The organism is Paraburkholderia sp. WC7.3g (genome assembly GCF_050436345.1).
Lineage (GTDB): Bacteria > Pseudomonadota > Gammaproteobacteria > Burkholderiales > Burkholderiaceae > Paraburkholderia > Paraburkholderia podalyriae.
Genome location: NZ_JBNDMA010000002.1, coordinates 3,542,598 through 3,562,081 on the forward strand (window position 1 = coordinate 3,542,598; position 19,484 = coordinate 3,562,081).

A 19,484-nucleotide genomic window follows, 5' to 3' on the forward strand; every position below is an offset into this window, starting at 1 on the left:
ACTCGAATCGGGCCGCGTGTCAGCCCGGCTTGCACACCTCGTGCAACGCGTTGAGCCGCCGCACCGGGTCCGCGACATACGGATTCGACTCGTCCCACGCATAACCGGCGAGCACCGCGCAAATCATGCGACGGATCGTCGGCGCCTGCTCCGGGTAGTAGATGATGTCCTGCAGCTCGCCCGTGTACCAGCGCTCGACGAACGCGCGGAACGTGTCGATGCCCTTGCGCAACGGCACGTCGTAATCGGCCGACCAGTCGAGCGTCGCGCCGTCGAGCTGCCGGTTCAGCGCGCGCGCCGCCAGATGCGCGGAGCGCAGCGCGATCGTCACGCCCGACGAAAACACCGGATCGAGAAATTCGCCCGCATTGCCTAGCAGCGCATAGCCCGGCCCGTGCAGACTCGCGACATTCGCCGCGTAGCCACCGATCTGCCGCACCGGCATCAGGAACGGCGCCTGCCCGATCAGACGGTTCAGCGTCGGCTCCTGCTGGATCAGCGCGCGCAGCGTCGCCTCGCGCTGTGTTTCGGGCACCTCGAGAAAACTCGCCTCGGCGACACATCCCACCGAAGAACGGCCGCCCGCAAGCGGAATCATCCAGAACCACACATCGCGACGCTCGGGATGCGTCGCGATGCAGATCTTGCTGCGATCGATGTCGTCGAGCGCGAGGCCGTCGCGCACGTGCGTGAAGAGCGCGGCGCGCGTCGGCATCTGCGTCGGCGCCTCCAGCTTCAGCAGGCGCGGCAGCACGCGCCCGAAGCCGCTCGCATCGAGCATGAAACGCGCTTCGACCCGGTACGCGCAGGCACTTTCATCGACGACGTCGAGCATCGGCGCCGCACCCGTGTGCACCGCGTTCACCGTGTGGCCGAAACGCACGTCGGCGCCTTGCGCAGCCGCGCAGCGAATCAGCACATCGTCGAACACCGCGCGCTCGACCTGGTACGTGGTGCCCCAGCCAGGCGAATGCTTGTCGCGAAAGTCGAACGACGAGCGCTGGTCGCGATACACGAAATACGCGCCGTTCTTGTGCTGGAAGCCCGCCTCGACGACGGCCTGCAGCATGCCGGCCTCTTCGAGGTACGCCATGCTTTGCGGCAACAGGCTCTCGCCGATCGAGAAGCGCGGAAAGTGCTGACGCTCCAGCACCAGCACCGAACGGCCCGCCTGACGCAACAGCGCCGCGGCCACCGCGCCGGCGGGACCCGCGCCGATGATCGCGACGTCGACCACGGTCCGCTTCGAAGAATCGCTATTCAAGTCACTCCTCCTACGGTTTGCATGCGTGGCCGCGCCGTATGTCGGCCTCGCCACGCTTCGAACATCAGGCTCGCGCAACTACCGCCGAACCCGAAAGAAACCGACATCGCCGTGTCGATGCGCGCGTCGCGCGTCACGCGCACGAGCGGCATGCCCCGCACTTGCGGCTCCGGCGTATCGACCCGCGCGGTCCCCGCGATAAAGCCGTCGCGCATCATCAGCAGCGTATAGATCGCTTCGTGCGCGCCGCACGCGCCGAGCGAATGCCCGGTCATGCCCTTGGTCGACGAAAACGCGGGCACCCCTTCAGCCGATGCACCGAACAGGTCGCGCAACGCGTGCAGTTCTTCGAGATCGCCAAGCGGTGTGGACGGCGCATGCGTGTTCACGTAGTCGGGACGGCGGCCCGCCTGCTCGAGCGCGCCGCGCATCGCGCGCGCGATGCCGGCCGCACGCGGCGCGATCATGCCCGCGCGATCGGTGCAATCGCCGAAGCCGCTCAGCTCCGCGTAGATGCGCGCGCCGCGCGCGAGCGCATGGTCGAGCGCTTCGAGCACGAGCACGCCGCCGCCCGACGCGATCACGAAGCCGTCGCGCTGCGTGTCGTACGGCCGCGATGCGCTCTCAGGCGAGTCGTTGAAGCGGCGCGACAGCGCGCCCATCGCGTCGAACATCAGCGTCGTGTTGTCGTGCAGCGCTTCGCTGCCGCCCGCGAGAACGATCTGCTGCCGGCCGGTCTGGATCAGTTGCATCGCCTGACCGATCGCGAGCGCAGAGGTCGTGCAGGCCGATGACGGCGAATAGCTGACGCCTTCGAGCCCGAACATTTGCGCGACGTTCGCCGACGCGGTGCTGCTCATCGCTTGCGGCACCGTGTACGGCGGCACCTTGTCGACGCCGCGTGTGTGCGCAATCGCGAGCGCCGCGTCGTAGCTCGCCATCGCGCCGACGCCCGAGCCGATCACGACGCCCGCGCGTGGCGACTGCAACGAAGCGAGCGCGAGCCCGGCATCGTCGATCGCGCGTTGCGCCGCGTGGCACGCGAAGCGCGCGGTATCGCCCATGAAGCGTTCGAGCTTGCGCTCGAACGGCGCCTCGCGCGCAATCGACGCGACGCCGGCGACCTGCGACGCAAACCCGCGCTCGCGCCACGCATCGATACGCTCGACGCGCGAACGCCCCGCGCGCAATGCAGCCGAGACATCGTCGAGCGTATTGCCGAGACACGACACGATGCCCATGCCGGTCACGACCACGCGTTGCAGGCCGACGCTCATCGAACGCGCCGGAAAATCAGCGACGTGTTGATGCCGCCGAACGCGAAATTGTTGCTCATCACGTACTCGGCGTCGATCTCGCGCGCGCCGCCGACGATGTAGTCGAGCGGCGCGCAGGCGGGATCGACGTGGTCCAGATTCAGCGTCGGCGCGTACCAGTTGCGCTTCATCATCTCGATCGTCCACCACGCTTCGATCGCGCCACACGCGCCGAGCGTGTGGCCGACATAGCTTTTTAGCGAGCTGATCGGCATGCGGGCGCCGAAGGTCTGCGCGGTCGCATGGCTTTCGGCGATGTCGCCGCGATCGGTCGACGTGCCGTGCGCGTTCACGTAGGCAATCGCATCGGGCGACAATTGCGCGTCGCGCAGCGCGAGTTGCATCGCGAGCGCCATCGTGTCGGCGGTCGGTTGCGTCATGTGTGCGCCGTCCGAGTTGCAGCCGAAGCCGACCAATTCCGCGTGAATCCGCGCGCCGCGCGCGACTGCGTGCTCGTAGTCCTCGAGCACCAGCGTCGCCGCGCCCTCGCCGACCACGAGGCCGTCGCGCGCGGCATCGAACGGGCGCGGCGTCAGATGCGGCTCGCCATTGCGCGTGCTGGTTGCGTACAGCGTGTCGAACACGGCGACCGCCGGACCCGACAACTCTTCCGCGCCGCCCGCGAGCATCAGCGTCTGCTTGCCGGACTGGATCGTCTCGTACGCATAGCCGATCGCCTGGCTGCCCGACGCGCATGCGCACGAGGTCGGGATGATGCGGCCTTTGAGGTCCCAGAACAGGCTCACGTTGACGGCCGTCGTGTGCGGCATCATCTGCACGTAGCTGTTCGACGTGACGTTGTTCATCGAGCCGGTTTCGAGCATCGTGCCGAACGCGCGGATCGGCTGCACCGAGCCCGACGACGAACCGTACGCGACGCCCATGCGGCCGTCGGCGATGCGCGTGTCGTCGGCCAGGCCCGCGTCGGCGAGCGCGAGTTCGCTCGCGCGCACCGAGTACAGCGACACCGGGCCCATCGAGCGCACCTTCTTGCGCGGATAATGCGCGGGAGTCGTGAAGCCGGGCAGCGGACACGCGAGCCGCGTATGCAGCGACTCGAAATAATCCCACTCGGTCATGCGCCGCACCGCGTTCTCGCCGCGCTTCAGGTGCGCTTGAACCGCGTCCCAGCTATCGCCGAACGCAGTCACGCCGCCCATGCCGGTGATGACGACGCGCTTCATCAGACCATCCCGCCGTTCACGCCGATCACCTGGCGCGTCACATACGACGCGCCATCCGACATCAGAAAGCTCACCACCGACGCGACCTCCGCCGGCTGGCCGACGCGGTTCATCGGCACGGTCTTCAGCGCGTGATCGAGCGTCACCTGTTCGAGCATGCCGGTTTCGATCAACCCCGGCGCGACGCAATTGACGGTGATGTTGCGCGACGCGAGTTCGACCGCGAGCGCCTTGGTCGCGCCGATGAGTCCCGCCTTCGCGGCGCTGTAGTTGACCTGGCCGCGATTGCCCATCACGCCCGACACCGATGCGATCGTGACGATGCGCCCGCCCTGGCGCGCGCGCACCATCGGCATCGTCAGCGGATGCACGACGTTATAGAAAGCGTCGAGGCCGGTTTCGATCACGACGTCCCAGTCTTCTCCGGTGAGCGCCGGAAACGCTGCGTCGCGTGTGACGCCCGCGCTGCACACGATGCCGTAGTAAGGACCGTGCGCGGCGACGTCCGCCTCGAGCGACTCGCGGCACACCGCGCGCTCGCGCACGTCGAATTGCAGCACGCGCGCCGCACCGCCCTGCGCGGCGATGCCCGTCGCGACCGCGTCGGCTTCGCTGCGTCCGGTGCGGCAATGTACGGTCACGGCGAACCCGTCGCCGGCCAACTTGTACGCAATCGCGCGGCCGATGCCGCGGCTTGCGCCGGTAACGAGAACTCGCCGGCTCATGAACTGATACTCCCTTCGATGAATGACTGGAAATCGGGCGGTTGAAACACCTTGATCACGGCTTCGGCACAGCGCGCGTCGCCGTCGTCGATCGTGCATTCGTAGGCGCTGTGGCCCGCGTCGCTGCGCAGCAGCTCGCTCACGTGTACCCGCAAACGCGCGCCGCGTCGAAACGCCGGCTGCGGCGCCTGATAGCTGCGCGAGCCGAGCAGCACGCCGGGACGCGCATGGCCGCCGCCGCGCATCGCGACGAGCGCAATATGCGCGGCGATCGCCTGCGCCATCAGCTCGATGCCGATCCAAGCAGGCATCGCGCCGGCGGCGTCGGCATACCACGCGTGCGGGTCGACGCAGGCGAAGGCGCTCAACGTGGTGTCGGCGAACGTGTCGATCGCATCGAGCAGCAGCATGCTGCCGCGGTGCGGGATGATCGCTTCGATCGGCTGCCGCACGAGTTGCTCGACCGTGAGTGGCGGAGTCGTCATGCGCATCACCGGGCGAGGATCAGGCTGACATTGCTGCCGCCGAACGCGAACGAATTGCTCATCGCGTACTGCGGGCCCGTGCCGCGCGGCAAATAACGCGCGCCGTCGACGAGGTCGAGCGCGGGCAGCGCGGGATCGGCCTCGCCGTCCCACAGATGCGGTGGCAGCGTCGCGTTCTCGCGCGCGAGGGCGAGCCACGCGAAGCCGAGTTCGGTCGCACCAGCCGCGCCGAGTTGGTGGCCGGTCAGCGGTTTGGTGCCGCTCGCGGCGACGCCGTCGGGAAACACGCGTGCCATCAGATGCGCTTCCATTTCGTCGTTCTTCTGCGTGGCGGTCGCGTGCAGATTCACATAGCCGACCGCCGACGCCGCGATGCCCGCGTCCGCGAGCGCCTCGCGAAGCGCGAGTTCGCCGCCGACGCCCTGCGGGTCGGGCGCCGAAATATGATGCGCGTCGCTCGATTCGCCGAGGCCCGCGAGCCGCACCGCCGCTTCGTCGCGGCTCATCAGGAACACGGCCGCGCCCTCCCCGACGTTGATGCCGCGGCGATTGCGGCTCATCGGATTGGTGCGCGCGCTGCTGGTCGATTCGAGCGACGCAAAGCCCTGCACGGTCAATTCGCATAGCGAATCGACGCCACCGACGACAACCGCATCGCATAGCTGCAATTGCAGCAGCCGACGCGCGGACGCGAACGCCTTCGCGCTCGACGTGCACGCAGTCGAAATCGTAAACGCCGGGCCCTGCAAGCCGAGCGCAGCGGCCGCGAACGGCGCGGCGGTGCCGATTTCCATTTGCCGGTAGTTGAAGCTGCCCGGCAATTCGCCGGCTCGCGCGTGATAGACGAACGCGGTTTCGGCCGCCTCGATGCCCGACGTGCTGGTGCCGAGCACGACACCGATGCGCTGCGGGCCGTAGCGTTCGCGCGCGGCGTCGAGCGCGGCTGTGATCTGCGCGAGCGCCGCGAGCAGCAGCCGGTTGTTGCGGCAGTCGTAGCGCGCGAGATCGGCGCGCGGCGCGAGATCGAGCGGCGCGAGCACGCTGCCGACGAACGCGTCGCCGATGCCCGTATGCACGTTGCCCATGCCGGGCGAGCGCGCGGCGGCGAGCGCCGGCACGATCTCGTCGACGTCGCCGCCGAGCGCGTTGATCATGCCGAGCGCGTGCAGATAAACCGTTGGCGCTTTCATGCCGCCCTCCGTGATTCCGATGGCTCGCCCGATGACCTGCCGGAGCGCGTTGCCGATGGCATGCCGATAGGCGCGAGCAGCACCGCGACCGCGATGCCGAGCGCGAGCGTCGTGCCGAAGCTCTTGAGTGCGGGCATCGCGCTGACGCCGAGCATGCCGAACGACAACAACGTGGTGGCGGCCGACAGCAGCACGCCGGTCCACACCGCGCCGAGATCCGCGTCCGCGCGCGCGCAGCCTTCGCGCAGAAACACCGCATAGTTTGCGCCGACGCCGAGCACCAGCATCAGCGCGAGCCAGTTGAACAGATTGAGCGGCACGCCCGCGTAGCCGAACACCGCCAGCGCGACGCCGACCGCGAACAACACCGGCAAGGTCGTCTTGATCCCGCCTTTCGCGCCGTGGCGCAGCATCAGCAGCACGCCCACGAGCACCAGCGCGCCGCCCAGCCACCAGCCGCTATCCACGCGATACGCGCCGAATAGCTTCGACACGCTCGCGGCCTTGTCGACGAACACGACGCCGGGCAGCCCGCGCGCCAGCGCGATCAGCGTGGGCTCGTTACGCGGGCTCACGTGTTGCGGGATCACGACGGCCGCATAGCTTTGTTCGTGCGCCTGATGCGCGTCGTTCGATCCGACCGCGCCGAGCCACAGATGCCGGTACGGCTGCGACCACGGCGCCGCGAGCCAGCGCTCGACGCTCAGCGGCGCGGGCGGCTGAGCGAAAGCCGCGAGCCACGCATCGGCGACTTCGTCCTTGAAGCCCGCTTGCAGCAGCGTCGCACGCAACACGGCGGAATCGTCGAACACGTGCTGCGCAAGCAGCGCGCGATCCTCGCGCTGACGTTGCGCGGACGGCACGAACTGCGCGACCGACTGATAGCCGCCGACGCTATCGGCGCCGCCGTTCAGCGCATCGAGCTTCGCGCCGAGCGCTTCGGCGCGTTGCAGCACCGCTTGTTGCGTCGCGCCGCGCACGACGAAAAACTGCGCACTGTTATCGACGCCGACCGCGTTGCGCACCGTGTCTTCCTGCGCGGCTAACGACGCATCGCGCTGGATCAGCAGATGGATGTCGTCGTCGCTAGTCAAACGCAGCCAGCCGGGCACCGATGCGATCAGCAGCAGCGCGGCGACCCACCACGCGCGCCTGCCGCTGAGCGCATGCTGCCAGCGCGCGAGCAGCCGCGCCGCGCCCGCGAACAGGCGTCGAGGGCTGTGCTTCGGCGCGCGCGTGAGCAGCGCGGGCAGCAGCCACAGCACCGACGCGAACGCGGTCGTGATGCCCACCATCGCGAAACACGCGATCTGCTTCAACGCGGGGAACGGCACCCACATCAGGATCGCGTAACCCAGCAGGCTGGTTGCCAGCGCCACGCTCAGCGCGGGCCGCACCATGCGCGCGCCGCGCCGCGCATCCCAGTCGCGGCCCGCGCCGAGATAGACGACGAAATACTGGATCGAATAATCGACGGCCTCGCCGATCAGGCTCGCGCCGAACACCAGCGTCAACAGATGCAGCTTGCCGAAGATCAGCAGCGTCGCCGCGAGCGCGCAGACGACGCCGAGCGCGGTCGAGACGAAACCCAGCAGCAACAGACGCGGCGAGCGGAACACCCACATCATCAGCAGCGCAATGCCGCACAGCGACGCGATGCCGATCACGTGCACTTCGCGTTCGGATGCGCTGCGCGCGGCCTCGGCGTAGAACACGGCACCGGTGCGCGCCAGCGATACGTCGGGGAACGCCTGACGCAACGTGCTTTGCGCGTCGGCGAGCGCCGCATGGACTGCGCGCTGCGTGCTCGTCTCATAGGCGGAGCCCGGCAGCGTCGCGATGATCAGCACGCTGGTCGTGTCGCCATGCGCATCGTGACGATGCGACACCAGCAGGTTGTCCTCGACTTCGAGATTCGACGTCGCGAGCGGCAGATTGCCGAGCCAGCGTTCGAGCCAGCCGAACGGATCGTCGGCGAGCTGGGTGCTGAGGCCGCCTTGCAGCGGGCTGTAAATGCGCTGCGCGAGCATGTCGTGCAGCGTCGTTGCGCTTGCGCTCGCGAGCGCGGTGCGATCGGCCGGCGCGAGCAGGCCGAAGCGGTACGGCAGATACAGCCCCGCGATCTGCGACAGGTCGAACGGCGGCAGCTCGGCCGTTACCGATGCGAATGCGCCGCTCTTTTGCAACGACGCGCCCAGTTGCTTCGCGGCCGCTTTCGCGTGCGCATCGTCGCGGCTCGTCACGAGCAGCACGGTTCGATCGCCGAGCGCGCTCGCGAGCGTGTCGACCGCTTTTTCGGCGACCGGGTCCGCTTCGGTCGCGGGCAGCAGCGCGAGCAGATTGGTTTCGAGCGGCGACGCTCCCGCGAAGCGCCAGCCGCAATACAGCGCCGCCAGCAACGCGAGCGCGAGCCATGCGGCACGCACGCCCCATACGCGCTTCGCGGCTCGCTGCTGCGGCATGTCCATCACGGCGCTCCGAACAGGCTGCGCTCGCCCGGCGTCGGCGCGGCGACGGCGGTGCTGTTCGCGAACTCGAGCTTCGTCACGTCGCCGTTCGCGAGCGTGATGCGCAGGCTTTGCAAATAGTCGCCGCCGCTCATGTCGAGACCCTTGATCGATTGGGCGAGCTGCGGTTGATTCGGCGTGAGTCGCATGCGCCATTGCGCGGCGCTGCCTTCGGCGCTCACGTCGAACTGCGAGTACAGCGCCGACAGATCGCCGCCGAGCATCGCACGCATCATCTTCGACACCTGCGCGACGCCGCGCGTGCCCTGCGCGCCACTTGTGCCATTCGCGCCCGAGCGCCGGCCACCGGCGTCGACCTGCGCGACGCCCGCATCGGTGATCACGTAGGTGGCCTTGTACGGCGTGTCGATCTGCCAGATCACGCCGCGCTCGCGGAAGAACAGCAAGGTGCCGTTGCTGACGAGCGGCTGCTTCATCGCGGCGAGCGTCTGCGTCTGCGTGAATCGCGCGCGCACGCCCTTAGGCTGCGCGAGATGCGCGGCGATCTGCGAGACGAGCGCGGCGTTGGCGTCGTTGTTGGCGGCGCTGGTTGAGGCTGGATTGCTTGCGGTAGCCGCATCGGCCGACACCGCTGGCAATGCAAGCGCCCCCAACACGCCGATCGCCGCAGCGAGCCCCGACGCGAGCGCTGTCAGCGCGCGCCGATTCATCGTCCCCATACGCGCTCCAGCTTTTCGAATACGACCGGCGGCGACACGAACTGCAATTCCTCGGTGGCGGCATCGACGGCGACCTGGACCGTATAGCCCTTCGTGAGCCGCGTGCCCGACCCGCAATCGACGATTTCATAGCCTATTTTCAGGCGGTTTTCGTATTCGAGCAGTTGCGCGCGCACTTCGAGCGACTGCCCGTACACCGCTGGCCGCACGTACTTCAGATGCGCCTCGACGATCGGCCACAGATAGCCGGACGCCCGCATCTCGCGATAGTCGTAGTCGAACGCGCGCAACAGCGCCGCGCGGCCCATCTCGAAGTACTTCAGATAATTGCCGTGCCAGCACACGTTCATCGCGTCGACGTCGTGAAACGGCACTTCGAGCGTCGCGCTGGCAGTCAGCACATGGTTCGGTTTCGCGGCGTCGCTCATGCGTTCGCTCCCTCGCGATAGTCGTCAAGCAGTTCGCACGCGGCGATGCGTGCGCTCAACGCGCGCAGTTCGCGTTCGAGCGCGCGGTCCTCGGCGACGAACGGCGAGTGCGCCCCTACGTCGTCGACGAATGCGCGCAGCGGCGCAGGCACCGGCGTTGCACTGTCGATGCGCAGGCGCAAATGCACGGCCTGCACCGTCGCGAGCGTATGCGCGGCGGCGACCTGCTCCGTCAATTCGAGAACGCGCAGGCAATCGCGCGCGGCGATCGTGCCCATGCTGACCTTGTCCTGATTGTGCGCCTCGGTCGAGCGCGAAAACACGCTCGCGGGCATCGTGTTCTTCAGGGCCTCGGCAGTCCATGCGGACGACGAAATCTGCACGGCCTTGAAGCCATGATTGATCGCCGCGCGTTCGGGCGCCGCACCCGACAGATTGCGCGGCAAGCCGTTGTTGAAGTTGACATCGACCAGCAACGCGAGCTGCCGGTCCATCAGATCCGCCAGATTGGCGACGGCGACCTTCAGCGCATCCATCGCGAACGCGATATGGCCGCCATAGAAGTTGCCGCCGTGCAAAATGCGTTCGTTGTCGGGATCGACGAGCGGATTGTCGTTCGCGCTGTTCAGCTCGTTTTCGACGTCGCGGCGCACCCAGCCAAGCGCATCGCGCGCGACGCCGATCACGTGCGGAGCGCAACGGATCGAATAGCGGTCCTGCAAACGATGCCCCGGCGTGTCGGCGCGGCCGGCCAGATCGGCGCGGATCCACGCGGCCGCCTCGGCCTGACCCGCGTGCGGCTTCACGTCGAACAGCGTCGCGTCGAAGTGCGCGGCGCGGCCGTCGAGCGCGACGGTCGACAGCGCGGTCAAACGCGCGGCAAGCCGCGTCAGATGCTCCGCGCGGGCCACCGCGAGACACGCGAGCCCGGTCATCACGGCCGTGCCGTTCATCAGCGCGAGACCTTCCTTCGGCGCGAGCGTCAGCGGCTCGACCCCTAGCTCGGTCCACACGTCGCGCGCCGCGCGCAACGCGCCGGCGTACTGCACGTCGCGCTCGCCCGCGAGCGCAGCGGCCACGTATGACAACGGCGTCAGATCGCCGCTCGCGCCGACCGAACCCTCGGACGGAATGCGCGGCAACACGCGATGATTGATCAAGGCCGCGAGCCGTTCGAGCAACACCGTACGCACGCCCGAGAAGCCATACGCGAGCGAATTGAGACGCGCGGCGATCACCGCGAGGGTTTGCGCGTCGTCGAGATAGGCGCCCATGCCGCACCCGTGATAACGCATCAGTTGCAACGGCAACGCCTCGACGAGCGCCATCGGCACGTCGACCACGCAGGCGTCGCCGTAACCGGTGTTCACGCCGTACACGCTCGCGCCGGCAGCCAACTGCCGGCGCAGAAACGCCGCGCCGCGCTCGATGCGCGCGCGCCATGCGGGATCGTCGTTCAGCGCGACGAACGCACGCTGGCGCGCAATCGCGACGACCTCTTCGATCGTCAGTCGGCGCGCACCGACGACGACCGGTGCATAACCGACTTCATTAGCGGTACCGGCATTCGCCACAATGCACGCGCGCCGCGCATCGCTCAGATCATGTGCGGCCATTCGCGCCTCGCTTGGAGCTGGCCCAGAAATCGAAGAAGTTGAACCATTGATAAGGGGCCTTGCGGCAATAGTGTTCGAGGCGCAGCGCGTAGCGTTGCGCCCACGCTGCCAGATGCTGCGCGCGTTCGCCGCGCGGCAGCTCGATGCGCTCGGCGAACGGCTCGAAATACATGCGATAGCCGCCGCCTTCCTTCAGGCAGAAGAACAGATAGACCGGACAGCCGAGCGCATGCGCGAGCACGTAGGGTCCTTGCGCGAACGGCGCGCTCGCGCCGAGAAATTGCGCGTCGGTGGTGCGTCCCGCTTCGCGCGCCGGCACCCGGTCGCCGACGATCACCAGCAGTTCGCCCGCATCGATGCGCTGCTGCATCAGCACCGCGGTCTCGGGACCGAAGTCGCCGACTTCGAGCAGATGCCGCGCGAAGTCGCGATGCGACGACGCCAGCACCTGATTGAAGCGGCGCGCGTGCCCGGTGTAGACGACCGCCGTGACCTTCGCGCGGTCGCCACGCACGGCGAGCGCGCGCATCATCTCCAGATTACCGAGGTGCGCGCCGATCACGAGGGCGCCTTTGCCGCTCGCAATCAATGCTTCGAACGCCGAAGGATCGTCGAATGTGACGTCGGTGTCGTCGACGCGGCCGGTCCACGCGGCGAGCTTGTCGAAGCTCGATTGCGCGAACGCGAGCATATGCCGATACGCGGTCAGCCAGCCCGGCCGCGGCGTATTCGCGCCCGGTGCGGCCGCGTTCAGACGCATGAAGTAGTTGTCCGACGCGGCGCGCGCTACCCGGCCCGTCAGCAGAAAATACGCGACGACCGGATGCAGCCACAGCGCGGTGAAGCGGCGGCCGAACAGCTTGCAGCTCAGCGCGAGCAGGCTCATGCCGAGGCGGCTGCCGCGTTCGGCGATGCGCCACCAGGCTTCGGGCTGACGTGCATCGGTGTCGTCGGCCACCGCGCCACGACGCGGCATCACCTTGTGCGCGAGCAGCATCGGCAGACGCCACAGCATGCCGAACACGAGCCGCGTATGACTGCGGCTGATGCGCACGTTGTCCCACAGCACGTCGAAATGCGACACGCCGTCGGCCGCGTAGGTCACGCGCGTCGGGATCGAGCGGAACGCGGCGCGGCGCCAGTACAGACGCACGAGGATCTCGATGTCGAAGTCCATGCGCGTCGGCAGACGCACACTGTCGATCAGCTCGCACGCGAGCGCGAGCGGATAGAGACGAAAGCCGCACATCGAATCGCGGATCGTCGGCGACAGCGTCTCGATCCATACCCACACATGGGTCAGATAGCGGCCGTACAGACGCGCCTTCGGCACGCTGTCGTCGTAGACCGGACGGCCGAGAATCACCGCGCCGGGTTCGGCGCGCGCGGCATCGATGAAGCGCGGCACGTCGGTCGCGTCGTGCTGACCGTCGGCGTCGATCTGCAGCGCGTGCGTGTAGCCCGCGGCACGCGCCGCGCGCAGGCCCGCCATCACTGCCGCGCCCTTGCCGCCGTTTGCCCGCAGACGCAGCAGCGTCATCTGCTGTGCGTATTGCAGCGCGAGCGCGGCGAGTACCCGCTGGGTCGGCGCGTCGCTGCCGTCGTCGACGACGAAGATCGGCAAGCCGTGCACCGCGAGATGCGCGACGCTCGCACCGATCGCGTCCTTGTGGTTGTAGATCGGAATGACGATGCAGGGCGCGAACGTCATCACGCGTCCTCCCGATGCACGAGCAAGCCCGACGCGCATTCGCGTCCGTCGAGCCGGTACGCGAACTGCACGCGCCGGCGCGCGGCATCATAGGCGAGCGTGAGCTCGAGCACCGCACCGGGCGACACCGGCGCCATGAACTTCAGGCGGTCGACCGATGCCACCTCTCGCACCCGCGGCCAATGCCCGGCCGCGAGCCGCGCTGCCCAGTCGATCTGCACGACGCCCGGCAGAATCGGCAGACCCGGAAAGTGGCCGGCGAAATGCTGGAGTGACTGCGGCACGCGCAGCACGTAGTGCAGCGTGTCGTCGACGCGCGTTTCGGCGAGCACTTCCATGCCTTCCGCGCGCGGCGCAAACGCGGCCGCGACCGCGTTCGCGGGCAGCTTGCCGCGCGCGTCGAAGGGCAGGCTCACGCGAAAACGCCAATGACGCGGCAGCACGACCGCATCGAAGTAATCGGCCAGATGCCGGCGCAGCGTTTTCGCGAGCGCGACGCGGCCTTCGTCGCGCAACGCGGCGCTGCCCGCTCCGGTCAGCGCGACCACCGCGCCGACCCGTTCGCGCGACACGCCTTCGAGCGGCACCAGCGCCGCCTGCGCGACATATCGATGCAGCGCGAGACGCGCCTCCAGCTCGGGCAGCGACACGCGCTTGCCGCCGAGCTTCAGCACGCGGTCGAGGCGTCCTTGCAAGCGGAAGCGCCCGTCGGCATCGAACGCGATGCGGTCGCCCGTGCGATGCCAGCCGTCGTGATCGAGATGCGGCGAGCGAACGCGCAGCGCGCCGTCGTCGTCGCGCTGCACCTCGGCGCCGGCGACCGGCTGCCACGCGTCGCCCAGATCCTGACGCCGCCACGCGATCCCGCCGGTTTCCGTGCTGCCATAGATTTCGAGCGGCGCGGCGTGGTGGAGCGCCGCATAGGCCTGCGCCGCGTCGGCCGCGAGCGGACCACCCGACGAAAAGAACGCGCGTGGCGCGGGCGCGAGCGCGGCGAAGCCCGGCGACGCGGGCCAGCGCGATAGTTGCGCGGGCGTCGACACGATCGCCGTCGCGCCGCATTGCGCGATGCGCGCCTGCAGCTGTAGCGGCTCTATGCCGATCGCGCGATCGAACGCACGGCCGGCCGCGAGCGGCCACAGCACGCGAAACAGCAGACCGTAGATGTGATGATGCGGCACGCTGGCAAGCATCGTTGCGTCGCCGAGCAACGCGCCCCACTGCTGTTCCAGCGTGTGGACTTCAGCGTTGAATTGCGCGAGCGTCTTGCGGATCGGCTTCGGCATGCCGCTGCTGCCCGACGTGTAGAGCGTGAGCGGCGCGTGGGGGTCGATCGGGTGCGCGATGTGGGCTGCGGCACGCGTCGCTGGGACGAACGCCGGCAGATCCGCATCCGTCAGCAGGAAGTCGTACGCGTCGGCGAGATCGGCGAGATAACCCGGCGTTGCATTGGCCGGAATCACCGGCTCCTTGCCGCATGCGAACAGCGCGAACAATGCGCAGGCGAACTCGAACGGATCGTCGATACAGAGCGCGCAGCGCGGCGCGTCGTGGGTTCGCACGAGCTCGATCAAGGCCGCGACGCGCGCGCGAAACGCCGCGCGATCGAGCAGCACGGCGCCATCGCGGCACACCGGCGCGCCGGGCGCGGTCAGTGCGGCGTCGGCCGACAACAGGTCATGCAACGCGATCATGGCGCCTCCGAATCCGCCCGCGCGGCACGCGGCAGCACCAAAAGTCGCCGCCAGACGTATTCGCCGGCCAGCAACGCGCCGATCAGCCCATACGCGATCGCGCCGTTGTACAGCGACCAACTCGCGCGACTCCAATCGAGCGCGGTAAAGGCTGAAAACATGCCGTTCAGCACGAAGAACACGCACCAGACCTGCGTCACGCGCCGCGTATAGCGCACCGTGCCCGGCGGCAGTTCAGGGCTGCCGAGGCGCGCGAATTTTTCGATCATGGACTGCCCGCGTACGAGCGTCGCGCCGAAAGCGATCAGCAAGCCGAGATTGACGAGCGATGGATAGAAGCGCAGCAGCAACTCGCTGTCGGTGACGACGATCGCCGCCGACGCGCAACTCAGCATCGCCACCACGCCCCAGTCGAGCGTGGAGAGCTGCCGCAGCGACATCGCGACCGGACCGCCGCCGGCCCAGCGCTGCAGCCACAACGTCACGAGCAGCATGCCGCCGACGAGACGCGGCGCGTCCCAGCGCCATGCGCATAAAATCAACGCGGGGTAAGCGAGTTTCAGCAGCACCTGCAAGACGGTCCTGCTCCAGTGAGGCCGGGCGCCGTATTCGCTTGCGGCCGGACGTGGCTCCGACATCTGCGTGCGCGGGTGCGCGGCCGGCATCAGCCTTGCGCCGCGAGCAGCGATTCGACCGCGCCGATCACGTCGCCGACCGTGCGCACGGACTTGAATTCCTCCGGCTTGATGCGGCGGCCGGTCATTTCCTGCAGCTTGATCGCGAGATCGACCGCATCGATGCTGTCGAGATCGAGGTCTTCGAACAGGTGAGCGTCGGGCGTCACGCGCTGCGGCTCGATCGCGAAGTTCTCCAGGAAGATCGCGCGGATGCGCTCAAGAATCTCAGTCTCGGACACGGTTAATCCCCCTTCCTTGCGGTTTCGTTCGCAGCGTGCGCCGCTTCGCGCTGACTCGCGACCAACGCCGCGAGCGTGTTGATCGAACGAAAGTGCTCGCGCGTGCGTTCGTCGTTCGCCGCGATGGTCAGTTGGTATTGTTTGCGCAGCACGATGCCGATCTCGAGCGCGTCGATCGAATCGAGACCGATGCCGTCGGAACCGAACAACGGGGCGTCGTCGTCGATATCGGTGGGGCTCAGGTCTTCGAGATCGAGGGCTTCGATCAGAAGCAGTTTAATTTCCAGTTTTAAAGAATCCATAATCGAACAGGTGCTGGGTAATGTGGGCTTCTACGGCATTCGTCACGCTGCGCGCCGCGATGGCCGCGGTGGTGTCGTGCGCGGCCAGCTCGTCGATGCCGAGCGGCGCGAGCACGTTCACGCGCATCCGGAAAGCGCGCGCCGGCACGTCGTACCAGCGCATCTGCCGCGTGAACGCGGGCGGATCGCAATCCATCAACACCGGCACGATCGGCGCACCGGCCTTCAGCGCCATGTGCGCGAAACCGCGCGAAAACGCGTGCAGCCGGTTCGGCGCGGGGCTGCGCGTGCCTTCCGGAAAAATGATCATCGTATAGCCGGCCGCGAGCTGCTTCGCGCCCGCCTCGACGAGCGCGATCGCATCCGCGTTGCTCACGTATTCGGCCGCGCGCACGATGCCCCAGAAACACGGGTTGCGCCAGTGCGCATGCTTGACGACGCAGCACGCGCGCGGCGTCAGCGACAGCAGGACCATCACGTCGAGGTACGTCGGGTGATTCGCGACGACGATCGCCGGTGCGCCCGCGCGCAACGCCCGGGCACCGGACACTTCGAGTTCCATCACGCCGAGCGCGCGCAGCACCGCGACGAGCGCGCGAAAAAACCGGTGGATCACCACGGTCACCGCGCGCTGCCGCGACGCGCGATGCGGCCACAGCCACGCGAGCGGAAACACGAGCAGCGAAAACAGCACGCCGCACACGCCGAACCCGACGAAGGCGAGACCGGTCGCGCAAAAACGCCACGCGTAATCAAGCCGCGCCGTCATCCCACCTCCAGTGCCACGACGCGCCGGCGCGCTGCCAGCGCGCGGGCTGGCCGGTTTCGAGGCAGTGCAGCAGCGCCTGGCTCTGGGTCGGAAAACTGGTGGCGTCGCTCGACGCGGTCCGCGGCTCGCCGCGTTGCTCGGGCGCATCCTCGTCGACGCGGCTCAACGCGCAAACAAGATGCCCGGACGACGCCTCCTTGTCGAGCAACACCGCGATCGCACCGCCGTGCACTTCGTCTTCGATCGTGCCGTACGCGAGATCGGCCGGTTCGTCGGCATACACGAGCAGCACCGGCGCATCCGGTCGTGTCGCGTATTGCGCGTACGCTTCGAGCAGCGCATAGCCGAGCGTTTGCGCACCGGCCGATACCGCACTCGCGGCCGAGCGGTCGCCGCGCGCAATTCCGAACACGCCGGTCATCGCATTCAGCACCGACAGGCTGAAGGCGGTCGGCGACACCGGCTCGCCCGCGCTGATGCTGCGCAGGATGTCGGTGGTACGCCGCAATTCCCCGTGCCGCGATGCGAACACCACCCGCGCGCGTTCCAGCGCGGCACAGTCGTGCGCGACCTTGAGCGCTACCTTGGACAGCGTGCTGAGACGCCGCCGCACGATCGGCTCGATGAAGCCGATATCGGGTGCGGCAGCTGAGGTAGCCGGCCAGCTAGACCAGCGTCCGACCGGAATGGTCCAGTGCAGATCGGGCATATTGGTGTTCGCGCGTGGAAAACGGGGAAGCGGGGGAAGCGGCTCGGGCGCCTGACGGAATACACAGCCGTCACAGCGAGCGGCGCCGCGCGGATCGCGAGGTTCCAGCCGGGATCGACCAGGCTTCCTTTGCGGAAATGCAGCGTGACCGGCGATCAAGCCCGATTATTCAGGCGCCCCTGACAATCGGTGTGTGAATGGCGGCTCGGGCTCCTTTGGTGGCCGAAATAGTACTGGATATTTTGAATCAGATTGGCCAGAAAAGACGTATCCATCTGTATCCGCGCCTGCCCGACAACGCACCGTCAAGCGGTTCAGCGTCAGCAATCACGCGGCATCGCGCGCGCAATATCGGCGAAACAAGCTTTCATTCTGCTTTCCTGGCAACTGTTACAGGACGGTGCAACCGACGCCGCGTCGTCCGCGCAACAGTCGTGGCAACGATGCGGCCGCGCCTGTTATACTCCGCCCCTCATTGGGGAGTAGCCGCCCCGCGGCACGTCCGCACCGCTTCGCCGGTGCGTCGCACGTGTGGCTCGCGGGGGCGCCTGTCAACAGACTTGGCCATCACGGCCATGGCAGTCGCAGCCTCTGGCCTGGCGAGACCGATGATCCACACGCGCCGCAACAGGGCCCGGCGTGTCGTGGGTCGTCGCTCGTTCATCTTCGGCCCGAGGAATCCATTCAACGTGAATCAAGCCTTCCTCATTTCGACCGGTGCGGTCGCGCTCGCCGAGATCGGCGACAAGACGCAACTGCTGTCGCTCGTGCTGGCCGCCCGCTATCGCAAGCCCGTGCCGATCATTCTCGGCGTGCTCGCAGCGACGCTGATCAATCACGCGGGCGCCGGCGCGCTCGGCGCGTGGCTCGGCTCGATGCTGACGCCGACCACCATGCGCTGGGCGCTGGCGGCGTCGTTCGTCGGCATGGGGCTGTGGATTCTCGTGCCCGACAAGCTCGACGACGAGGAAGCCAACACGAACCGCACGCACTTCGGCGTGTTCGGCGCGACGGTCGTCACGTTCTTCCTCGCGGAGATGGGCGACAAGACGCAGATTGCGACGGTCGCCCTCGCCGCGCGCTTTCACGACTTCTTCGGTGTGGTGGCGGGCACGACGCTGGGCATGATGATCGCGAACGTGCCGGCGATCCTGCTTGGCGACCGCTTCGCGCATCGTCTGCCAACCAGGCTCGTGCACGGCATCGCCGCGGTGATGTTCGTCGTGCTGGGCGCGTTGGGGTTGTTCGGGGTCGGGGTCTGACTACTGCGTGGCTTTCGGCGCCGACGCCGCCGGCAGCGACACTTCGTTCGCGTCCGCACCAGCGCCACCGCCGAGCGGAATCTTCACCGTATGCACGGCGCCGTTGGCAAGCGGGAAATCGGCGAGAGCACTACGTGCCAGATAAGGCATCGCCCGCACCAGCGACGACTCCTCGCCAAAATTGCGCGCCGTCACGTTGTAGACCTCCCGACCGCTCGCGCGCTCGGTGATCCGGATGCCGAGCAGGTGCGTGAACACCGGGTAGCTCTGGTTCACATAGGTCGCCGGGAAAGGCCCCCACGGTCCCCACGGATCGAACGGCCGGCCCCAGTACGGACCGGGCCACGGGTCGTAGTAGACCGGCTGCGCGACCGTCACGATGTCCGAGCGGATGCCATAGGCCAGTTCGACCAGATAGCGCGCGTCGTCGCGAGCGACTTCGCGAAACGCGTGCACGGCGAGCTCGTTCGCGACGATCCGCTCGTACGCGCCCAGCTCGAGGTTGTTCTTCTGATCCTTTTGCCGCGTGAACGCATAAGTGCGCGTCGCGTCGCTGCCGCTCCAGTCCGAGAACGCCGTGACCTGCGTCGTCACGTAGGTCGTGCAGCCGCACAGCAGCGCCGTCAGCGCGACGAACAGCAGCGCGACGCGGCGGGTCCATCGATCGATATTCATGGTCTGCCTCGTGATGCCTGTGGGTTATATCAGTTCTGCTTCAGTTAAAAC

The 19,484-nt window shown here is 67.8% G+C and carries 19 protein-coding genes and 1 riboswitch; of the genes, 1 reads left to right on the top strand and 18 read right to left on the bottom strand.

Translation table 11 applies throughout. The features are described 5' to 3' along the window. Positions 1-19: 19 nt before the first annotated feature. The 17 genes from OKW43_RS27700 to OKW43_RS27780 are packed head-to-tail and all read right to left on the bottom strand — an operon-like array spanning position 20 to position 17,496. Positions 20-1,264, bottom strand: coding sequence for an NAD(P)/FAD-dependent oxidoreductase (locus OKW43_RS27700; RefSeq protein ID WP_429450952.1), 1,245 nt, complete (start codon positions 1,262-1,264; stop codon positions 20-22). Then, entirely contained in the window at positions 1,261-2,541 is a 1,281-nt protein-coding gene (locus tag OKW43_RS27705) for a beta-ketoacyl-[acyl-carrier-protein] synthase family protein (protein WP_187635554.1), read from the bottom strand. The genes OKW43_RS27700 and OKW43_RS27705 overlap by 4 nt, the downstream gene beginning before the upstream one ends. Then, a complete protein-coding gene (locus OKW43_RS27710; protein ID WP_429450955.1) occupies positions 2,538-3,764 on the bottom strand; it encodes a beta-ketoacyl-ACP synthase in 1,227 nt (408 codons plus the stop codon). The genes OKW43_RS27705 and OKW43_RS27710 overlap by 4 nt, the downstream gene beginning before the upstream one ends. Then, a complete protein-coding gene (locus tag OKW43_RS27715; RefSeq protein WP_429450957.1) occupies positions 3,764-4,489 on the bottom strand; it encodes a 3-ketoacyl-ACP reductase FabG2 in 726 nt (241 codons plus the stop codon). The genes OKW43_RS27710 and OKW43_RS27715 overlap by 1 nt, the downstream gene beginning before the upstream one ends. Continuing rightward, positions 4,486-4,980: a hotdog family protein gene (locus OKW43_RS27720; RefSeq protein ID WP_429450959.1), complete on the bottom strand. Its 495-nt coding sequence runs from the start codon at positions 4,978-4,980 to the stop codon at positions 4,486-4,488. Before OKW43_RS27720 ends, OKW43_RS27715 begins: the two co-directional genes overlap by 4 nt. Then, positions 4,980-6,164 carry a beta-ketoacyl-[acyl-carrier-protein] synthase family protein gene (locus OKW43_RS27725; protein ID WP_429450961.1) on the bottom strand — a complete coding sequence of 395 codons (1,185 nt, stop codon included), beginning with the start codon at positions 6,162-6,164 and terminating at the stop codon, positions 4,980-4,982. The genes OKW43_RS27720 and OKW43_RS27725 overlap by 1 nt, the downstream gene beginning before the upstream one ends. Then, entirely contained in the window at positions 6,161-8,632 is a 2,472-nt protein-coding gene (locus OKW43_RS27730; RefSeq protein WP_429450963.1) for an MMPL family transporter, read from the bottom strand. Before OKW43_RS27730 ends, OKW43_RS27725 begins: the two co-directional genes overlap by 4 nt. Beyond that, positions 8,632-9,351, bottom strand: a complete 720-nt coding sequence (locus OKW43_RS27735; RefSeq protein ID WP_429450965.1) for a LolA family protein — start codon at positions 9,349-9,351, stop codon at positions 8,632-8,634. Before OKW43_RS27735 ends, OKW43_RS27730 begins: the two co-directional genes overlap by 1 nt. Next, positions 9,339-9,779 carry an acyl-CoA thioesterase gene (locus OKW43_RS27740; RefSeq protein ID WP_429450967.1) on the bottom strand — a complete coding sequence of 147 codons (441 nt, stop codon included), beginning with the start codon at positions 9,777-9,779 and terminating at the stop codon, positions 9,339-9,341. Before OKW43_RS27740 ends, OKW43_RS27735 begins: the two co-directional genes overlap by 13 nt. Then, the gene (locus tag OKW43_RS27745; protein WP_429450969.1) at positions 9,776-11,395 is read right to left on the bottom strand and encodes an HAL/PAL/TAL family ammonia-lyase; all 1,620 of its coding nucleotides are present in this window, start codon (positions 11,393-11,395) and stop codon (positions 9,776-9,778) included. The genes OKW43_RS27740 and OKW43_RS27745 overlap by 4 nt, the downstream gene beginning before the upstream one ends. Continuing rightward, the gene (locus OKW43_RS27750) at positions 11,382-13,106 is read right to left on the bottom strand and encodes a glycosyltransferase family 2 protein (protein WP_187635563.1); all 1,725 of its coding nucleotides are present in this window, start codon (positions 13,104-13,106) and stop codon (positions 11,382-11,384) included. The genes OKW43_RS27745 and OKW43_RS27750 overlap by 14 nt, the downstream gene beginning before the upstream one ends. Next, complete coding sequence (locus OKW43_RS27755) at positions 13,106-14,800, bottom strand: AMP-binding protein (protein WP_429450972.1); 1,695 nt, start codon at positions 14,798-14,800, stop codon at positions 13,106-13,108. The genes OKW43_RS27750 and OKW43_RS27755 overlap by 1 nt, the downstream gene beginning before the upstream one ends. Further along, entirely contained in the window at positions 14,797-15,465 is a 669-nt protein-coding gene (locus OKW43_RS27760) for a hypothetical protein (protein WP_429450974.1), read from the bottom strand. Before OKW43_RS27760 ends, OKW43_RS27755 begins: the two co-directional genes overlap by 4 nt. Further along, positions 15,465-15,716: an acyl carrier protein gene (locus tag OKW43_RS27765; protein ID WP_187635566.1), complete on the bottom strand. Its 252-nt coding sequence runs from the start codon at positions 15,714-15,716 to the stop codon at positions 15,465-15,467. Before OKW43_RS27765 ends, OKW43_RS27760 begins: the two co-directional genes overlap by 1 nt. 2 nt (positions 15,717-15,718) lie before the next feature. Then, a complete protein-coding gene (locus tag OKW43_RS27770; RefSeq protein ID WP_187635567.1) occupies positions 15,719-16,018 on the bottom strand; it encodes a phosphopantetheine-binding protein in 300 nt (99 codons plus the stop codon). Beyond that, positions 15,993-16,787 (bottom strand): lysophospholipid acyltransferase family protein, encoded by a 795-nt coding sequence (locus OKW43_RS27775; protein ID WP_429450977.1) that lies wholly within the window; start codon positions 16,785-16,787, stop codon positions 15,993-15,995. Before OKW43_RS27775 ends, OKW43_RS27770 begins: the two co-directional genes overlap by 26 nt. Beyond that, entirely contained in the window at positions 16,771-17,496 is a 726-nt protein-coding gene (locus tag OKW43_RS27780) for a beta-ketoacyl synthase chain length factor (RefSeq protein ID WP_429450979.1), read from the bottom strand. Before OKW43_RS27780 ends, OKW43_RS27775 begins: the two co-directional genes overlap by 17 nt. 465 nt (positions 17,497-17,961) lie before the next feature. Beyond that, a riboswitch (yybP-ykoY riboswitch) is annotated at positions 17,962-18,175 on the top strand. A 10-nt stretch (positions 18,176-18,185) separates the two neighbouring features. On the opposite strand from OKW43_RS27780, the gene OKW43_RS27785 reads away from it, so the two are divergent. Continuing rightward, positions 18,186-18,758, top strand: coding sequence for a TMEM165/GDT1 family protein (locus OKW43_RS27785; RefSeq protein ID WP_187635570.1), 573 nt, complete (start codon positions 18,186-18,188; stop codon positions 18,756-18,758). On the opposite strand, the gene OKW43_RS27790 is transcribed toward OKW43_RS27785, so the two are convergent. Continuing rightward, the gene (locus OKW43_RS27790; protein WP_187635571.1) at positions 18,759-19,433 is read right to left on the bottom strand and encodes a DUF4136 domain-containing protein; all 675 of its coding nucleotides are present in this window, start codon (positions 19,431-19,433) and stop codon (positions 18,759-18,761) included. Between the last annotated feature and the right edge of the window lie 51 nt (positions 19,434-19,484).

Bases quoted from the DNA above. Each gene is read 5' to 3' on its own strand.
- OKW43_RS27705 (WP_187635554.1), bottom strand. From the start codon at position 2,541: ATGAGCGTCGGCCTGCAACGCGTGGTCGTGACCGGCATGGGCATCGTG.
- OKW43_RS27710 (WP_429450955.1), bottom strand. From the start codon at position 3,764: ATGAAGCGCGTCGTCATCACCGGCATGGGCGGCGTGACTGCGTTCGGC.
- OKW43_RS27715 (WP_429450957.1), bottom strand. From the start codon at position 4,489: ATGAGCCGGCGAGTTCTCGTTACCGGCGCAAGCCGCGGCATCGGCCGC.
- OKW43_RS27720 (WP_429450959.1), bottom strand. From the start codon at position 4,980: ATGCGCATGACGACTCCGCCACTCACGGTCGAGCAACTCGTGCGGCAG.
- OKW43_RS27725 (WP_429450961.1), bottom strand. From the start codon at position 6,164: ATGAAAGCGCCAACGGTTTATCTGCACGCGCTCGGCATGATCAACGCG.
- OKW43_RS27730 (WP_429450963.1), bottom strand. From the start codon at position 8,632: ATGGACATGCCGCAGCAGCGAGCCGCGAAGCGCGTATGGGGCGTGCGT.
- OKW43_RS27735 (WP_429450965.1), bottom strand. From the start codon at position 9,351: ATGGGGACGATGAATCGGCGCGCGCTGACAGCGCTCGCGTCGGGGCTC.
- OKW43_RS27740 (WP_429450967.1), bottom strand. From the start codon at position 9,779: ATGAGCGACGCCGCGAAACCGAACCATGTGCTGACTGCCAGCGCGACG.
- OKW43_RS27745 (WP_429450969.1), bottom strand. From the start codon at position 11,395: ATGGCCGCACATGATCTGAGCGATGCGCGGCGCGCGTGCATTGTGGCG.
- OKW43_RS27750 (WP_187635563.1), bottom strand. From the start codon at position 13,106: ATGACGTTCGCGCCCTGCATCGTCATTCCGATCTACAACCACAAGGAC.
- OKW43_RS27755 (WP_429450972.1), bottom strand. From the start codon at position 14,800: ATGATCGCGTTGCATGACCTGTTGTCGGCCGACGCCGCACTGACCGCG.
- OKW43_RS27760 (WP_429450974.1), bottom strand. From the start codon at position 15,465: ATGCCGGCCGCGCACCCGCGCACGCAGATGTCGGAGCCACGTCCGGCC.
- OKW43_RS27770 (WP_187635567.1), bottom strand. From the start codon at position 16,018: ATGGATTCTTTAAAACTGGAAATTAAACTGCTTCTGATCGAAGCCCTC.
- OKW43_RS27775 (WP_429450977.1), bottom strand. From the start codon at position 16,787: ATGACGGCGCGGCTTGATTACGCGTGGCGTTTTTGCGCGACCGGTCTC.
- OKW43_RS27780 (WP_429450979.1), bottom strand. From the start codon at position 17,496: ATGCCCGATCTGCACTGGACCATTCCGGTCGGACGCTGGTCTAGCTGG.
- OKW43_RS27790 (WP_187635571.1), bottom strand. From the start codon at position 19,433: ATGAATATCGATCGATGGACCCGCCGCGTCGCGCTGCTGTTCGTCGCG.